Consider the following 6,802-nt stretch of genomic DNA (forward strand, 5'->3'; position numbering starts at 1 on the left):
CCCGCCTTTTTGAGTTTAAAATTTAACGAGATATGAGAAAATTTGTTCTTCTTTTTGTTTTATCCTCAATTATTGCATGGGGACAGGCACAAGTACCGGCAGGATATTATGATGCTGCAACCGGAACAGGGTATACCTTAAAAACCCAATTACACGATATCATTGATGCCCATAGTGCACAAACCTACGACGACTTGTGGACTCATTTTCTGACCACTGATGTGGATAACTATTACGAAAATGATGGCAGCCCATTAGATATGTATTCTGAAAATCCAACAGGTTCTGATCCTTATAATTGGGTTTTCATAACGGACCAATGTGGCAATTATTCAGGAGAAGGTAGTTGCTACAACCGCGAGCACAGCTTTCCCAAAAGCTGGTTTAACGATGCCGACCCGATGTATACCGATCTGTTTCATCTATATTTAACCGATGGTTATGTGAACAATATGCGGGGGAATTACCCTTTTGGAGAAGTCGGTACAGCCGATTGGACCTCACAAAATGGTTCAAAACGCGGGTCATGTAGTTATCCGGGGTATTCGGGAACTGTTTTTGAACCCATTGACACTTTTAAAGGAGATTTTGCTCGTGCCTATTTTTACATGGCTACGCGTTATGAGGATATTATTTCAGGCTGGCCGGGCTCAGATATGTTAAATGGTACAGCTAATCAGGTTTTTGACGACTGGGCCCTGAATATGCTTATGGAATGGCATACCAATGATCCGGTATCACAAACAGAAATAGACAGGAACGATGCTGTATACGGAATACAGGGAAATCGAAATCCATTTATAGATAACCCCGATTGGGTATACGAAATTTGGGGTGATGGAACTTCCGATCCGGAACCCGACAATCAACCAACCAATTTTGCAGCAGTTGCAAACGGAAGCGATCAAATCGACCTCACCTGGACTGATGCCACAGGCACAAATTTACCCGATGGTTATCTTATAAAAGCTAATACCACAGGCACATTTACTGCACCTGTTGATGGTACTGACCCTACGCTTGACAATGACCTGTCTGACGGGGAGGCTGTTGTGAAAGCTGGTTATGGTTCACAAAACTATGCTTTTACAGGGCTTTTAAGCGAAACCACATATCATTTCAGTATCTGGTCTTATGCCAACAGTGGCACAAGCATCGATTTTCTTACGAGCGGTGCACTTACAACCTCTGCAACAACTGAAGCTGGTGGCACCGGAGGCATAACTCAATGCGAAGATTTCGACGATCAAAGCGGTAACCAGTATTTAAGCACTTTTACAACCGATGATTTTGGTACATGGACAGCCAATGAGGCCGGTAACTTCGGTTTGGCAACTCCGAATAATGGTGCTGCCTGTGTGGCCATAAATGATGACACGCCCGGGGCACATATTACAACGCCGGCATTCAATACAGTGGGAACCGTAAGTTTTTGGTATTACCAGCGAAGTGGTGATGCCAACGACCAGTTTGAGTTGCAGGTATCTGAAGATGGAGGAGCTTTTACAACAGTTACCACACAACCGTATAATGTAGGTGAAACATACACTGAATTTACATACGATGTGAATTCGTCAAGCAGTAATGTGAAAATAAGAGTATTGAACGATAATATGGCAGCACATTTAATCATCGATGATTTCTGTGTGACAGATTATGGCGGAACACCCGAAATTAAGCCTGAACCGACTAACCATGCAACAAATTTTAGGCGCGAGCGCTCTGTAAATCTAAGTTGGACCAACAGCGAAACGCCCGATTATTACATGATTAAAATGAATACAACCGGTTGCCTGGATTTTACTGCACCCATAGACGAAACAACTTATACCGAAAGCAATACATTGAAAATAATTAATGGGACATCAACAAATTACGAATGGTCTAACCTGCCAGCAGATGCCACCTATTACTTTATAATTATTCCGTTTAACGGAAGCAGTGGAAGCGAAAACTACAAAACCGACGGCAGCATTCCATGCCTGCAAAAGAATTTGTAGTAATCGCATTTTTCCACTTTTATGAATAACCAACTAAAAGCAAGGAACATGAGAAATTTCTATCTTTTTGTAGCCTTCAGTTTTATTACAATGATAGCGGGTGCACAGGTGCCCAGTACCTATTATGATGGTATTTCCGGCACGGGATATACATTAAAAACCAATTTGCATAATTTGATTGACGGGCAATCGAGTTTAAATTATGGGGATTTGTATGGGTATTATGAGTCTACAGATAATATCAATATTAGTGGTACTGATTATGTTTATGATATGTATTCTATTAGATCCGATGAAACAGCTGATTATTTTTATCAACATATAAGCGCTGATCAGTGCGTAAATTACAGTGCTGAGGGGGATTGCTATAATAGAGAGCATTCGATGCCGCAGAGTTGGTTTAATGAAAATTCACCTATGAAAGCAGATCTTTTTCATGTATTTCCAACAGATGGATATGTTAATGGCAGAAGGAGCAATTACCCTTTTGGTGAGGTTGGTACAGCATCTTGGACTTCATCAAATGGAAGCAAAGTTGGAGATTGTAGTTATCCCGGGTACACAGGAACTGTTTTTGAACCTATTGACGAATTTAAGGGAGATCTTGCGCGAGCCTATTTTTATATGGCCACTCGATATCAGGATATTATAAACACTTGGTCTGCTAACTCAACTACAGCAGATGATGTTTTAAATGAAACAACAGATCAGGTTTTTGAAGAGTGGTTTTTAAATATGCTCATCGAATGGCACCAAAACGACCCAGTGTCACAAAAAGAATTAGACCGAAATGATGCAGTTTATGATATTCAGGGCAATGCCAACCCGTTTATTGATCACCCGGAGTGGGTAACCGAAATTTGGGGTGGCGGAACCATTGACCCCGAACCTGATAATCAACCCACCGCATTTTCAGCCACAGCCAGCGCCTATGATCAGATTGATTTGAGCTGGACAGATGCCACCGGAACAAACTTACCCGATGGCTATTTAATTAAAGCCAATACTACAGGTACTTTCAGTGCTCCTTCAGACGGAACAGATCCTTCAACTGATTCCGACCTTTCCGATGGTACTGCAGTTGTAAAAGTATCACACGGCTCACAAAGTTATTCATTTACAGGGTTAAACGGTGAAACAACTTATTATTTTAAAGTCTGGTCTTATGCCAACAGCGGAACAGATATTGACTTTAAGCTGGACGGAACGCCACCTGAAGGTAATGCTACTACACCCGTAGCACCCACAATAATTGAAGCTGAAGATTTTTCTACATGCCCTGATGGTTGGACATCACAAAGTATAGCCAGTGATGCTGATTGGACATGCGGAAGCGGCTATACTTCAATCAATGCATACAACTCAAGTGGGGCAGCAGATGATTATCTGATTTCACCTGCACTGAATTTAGATAATTATACCGGGGAAATTATAACATTTCGAAGTTTGACAGATTATTCTGATACATATTATCCTCCAATTGAGTTATTATATTCGACAAATTATTCCGGCGATGCCTCAACAGCGACCTGGACTTCATTAAGCCCAACCTGGTCTCCGGAAAATTCTCTAGCATGGACAAGTTCCGGAAATGTTGATTTGTCGGGCATAACAGGTTCTTCTGTGTATATTGCCTTTCGGTATACAAGTTCAGGAACGGGGGGCGGAAGTTCTTCTTCATGGGCAATTGATGATATTAGTATTACAGGCTATGCTGCAGGCCCGTCACTCTCAGTTTCTTCATCTTCATTAACCGGCTATACTTATGAGGAGGGTTCCGGCCCATCTTCTTCGCAGAGCTTTGATCTTTCGGGAACTGATTTGGATGGATCAGAAGTTACCATTTCGGCACCAACGAATTATGAAATATCACTTGACAATGGTACTTTTTCTACCAGTGAAACAGTTACATACTCTGGTACAAGTCTGAGTGCTACCACAATTTATGTCAGACTAAAAGCGGGTTTAGCTATTGGTACGTATAACAGCGAAAATGTAACTTGTTCAGATGATGGAACAGCTTCTGATGTAACTGTTTCGAATAGCGGCGAGGTTACTGCGGCACCCGACCCCCAACCCACCAACCAGCCGACATTATTCACCGCCACAGCTAATGGCTCTGACCAAATTGACCTTGGGTGGACCGATGCCGACGCCGGCTCACAGGAACCGGCCGGATATTTAATTAAAGCCAATGAAACCGGTACTTTCTCTGACCCTTCAGACGGTACAGATCCCGCCGAAGATACCGATTTAAGCGATGGCAGCGCCGTGGTAAAAGTTGCACACGGTAGCGGAGCCAGTTATTCGTTTACCGGGCTTTCAGCCGAAACGCAATACTACTTCAAAATATGGTCGTACACCAACTCCGGCACCGACGTTGACTTTAAAATTGACGGAACGCCACCGACGGCTAATGCGACTACGGATGCAGGGGAGGCGAGTTCTCTTATAATAAGTGAAGTTACTGATCCCGGAGATGTTGCAAATGCAAAATATATAGAATTATATAATGCAACAAGTAGTTCAATTAATCTTACTGACTGGCAAATAAGAAGATACGCAAACGGTAGCACTTCAAGTAGTAACGTCTCTCTTTCTGGTACAATTGCTTCAGGTGATACATACGTAGTTGGAAATAATAGTTCAGATTTTGAAACCTCATATGGTTTTGCAGCAGATGATTATAATACAATTATTTCTGGAAATGGAGATGACGTGTACGAACTATATGATGGGTCAAGCGTAGTTGATGTTTACGGATCAGTAGGGACAGATGGAACTGGTGAAGCATGGGAATATGTAGATTCCCGTGCAGTTAGAAGCAATACTGTATGTAGTGGCAATACTATCTGGACAGCATCCGAATGGGCAATTACTGCCGCAAACACTGGAGATATGACACCAGGTGACCACACATGTGATTGCCCTTCTGCCAACGACTCCGACTCCTACGTTTCCACAGGTGGTGATGCTGAGCCGGCAATCATTGCCTCCACAGTAGATGCCGACGGTGAAGAAATCCAGGTGTTCGATTTTACGTTCACCGATGCCGGTACCTCCGATGGACTGACCACCATTATCGACGAAATTCAAATTACACAAGGAAGCGCCAACGATGTAGGCGACTGGACCAACGCCATTGCAGGTGCATACCTCAACGGCAGTGATGTGACAGACCTAGCCGGAACGGTCAATTCAACCAATATCACTTTCGCAAGCAATGATATGATTTCCATTACCGATGGTGGAAATGAAACCTATACACTTAAAATTTATCTGAAAACCGATTTGAGCGGCATAACCGATAACAATAACCTGGAATTTGCGCTAGACTACAACAACATTACAGCCGATGCTTCCGGCTCCTCATTTGGTTCCGGTGCGCCGGAAAGTGGCGATGCCAATGTCGCTGTCGATATTACGGCTACGCAACTGCTTTTTGTACAGCAACCCACCAATACCGAAGTCAGTACGGCCATGTCGCCCAACCCCACAGTAAAAGCTTGCGATGCGAACGGCAATATCGACGTTGACTATTCAGTAGCCATTGACGTTACATCTTCGGGTAGTCTGGCATCCTCGCCGGTTTCCGGCACATGGAGCAGCGGAGTATCTACATTTGCCGATCTTACACATACGGCTACCGGCACAGGACTTACCCTCACTACATCAAATATAGATTTGACGGGCGTTAGCAGTGATGCTTTCGATATTACCGAAGCTTCTGGTGGCGGAAGTTCTGTAATTGTGGATTTTGAGACAGCCGGTGATTTATACACTCCATCAACAACCGAGGGAAGTGGCGAGACTGATGTTTTTAACAGGAGTAACCCCAACATAGGGGGAAACGCAACATACATTTGGGCAGCAGAAGATTTAACTGTAACAGATCCTTCAATTACGCTTGATCAAATAGATGTAAGCGGAGCAACAGGTTTTACTTTCTCAATAGATATGCTTACTCCAAATACTAATGATTGGGATGTTGTTGATGAATTATTGATTACTTATAGTATCGATGGTGGTGCTTATCAAAATTTAATGTGGGTGCAAAGCAATGATGATGGTGATGATTATAATGCACCGGCAGCATTGGATTTAGCTTTTGATGGGACTGGAGATGACGGAGAAGAATTACCTGCTATTACAGATGATTTTGGTGCAGGTGTAGGCAGTAATTTTGAGAAATTTAGTACAAGTGAAATTGCTCTTAGTGGCAATTCTACATTAGATATCAAGCTACAGTTTAATGGTTTAACTTCAACGGCAGAAGGTATTTATCTTGATAATTTACAGGTAGATTTAGTATCCGATGTAACTGTCGACACCGACTCCGAAGTCACCGAAGGCGTCGACGCTGAACCCACTACAATCGCCTCAACCGTCGATGCCGACGGTGAAGAAATCCAAGTGTTCGATTTTACCTTCACCGATGCCGGCACCTCCGATGGACTGGCCACCATTATCGACGAAATTCAAATTACGCAAGGAAGTGCCAACGATGTGGCCGACTGGACTAATGCCATTGCCGGAGCATATCTAAGCGGAACTGATTTAGGCTCCGATTTGGCAGGTACAATTAATTCAACGAATATCACATTTACCACCGACGATATGATTTCTATTGCAGATGGCGGCAATGAAACCTATTCCCTCAAAATTTACCTCAAAACTGACCTGAGCAACATTACCGACAACGATAATCTGGAATTTGCGCTAGACTACAACAACATTACAGCCGATGCATCAGGTTCTTCGTTTGGTTCCGGTGCGCCGGAAAGTGGCGATGCCAATGTGGC

At 43.2% G+C, this 6,802-nt stretch carries 2 protein-coding genes; both read left to right on the top strand.

Going from position 1 to position 6,802, the window contains the following annotated elements:
- Window positions 1–32: 32 nt before the first annotated feature.
- Entirely contained in the window at window positions 33–2,000 is a 1,968-nt protein-coding gene (locus tag VJ937_RS13865; RefSeq protein ID WP_324068049.1) for an endonuclease, read from the top strand.
- A 48-nt stretch (window positions 2,001–2,048) separates the two neighbouring features.
- The coding region (locus VJ937_RS13870; protein WP_324068050.1) for an endonuclease at window positions 2,049–6,802 on the top strand (4,754 nt) is incomplete at its 3' end.

This window comes from Salinivirga sp., assembly GCF_035268865.1.
GTDB lineage: Bacteria > Bacteroidota > Bacteroidia > Bacteroidales > Salinivirgaceae > Salinivirga.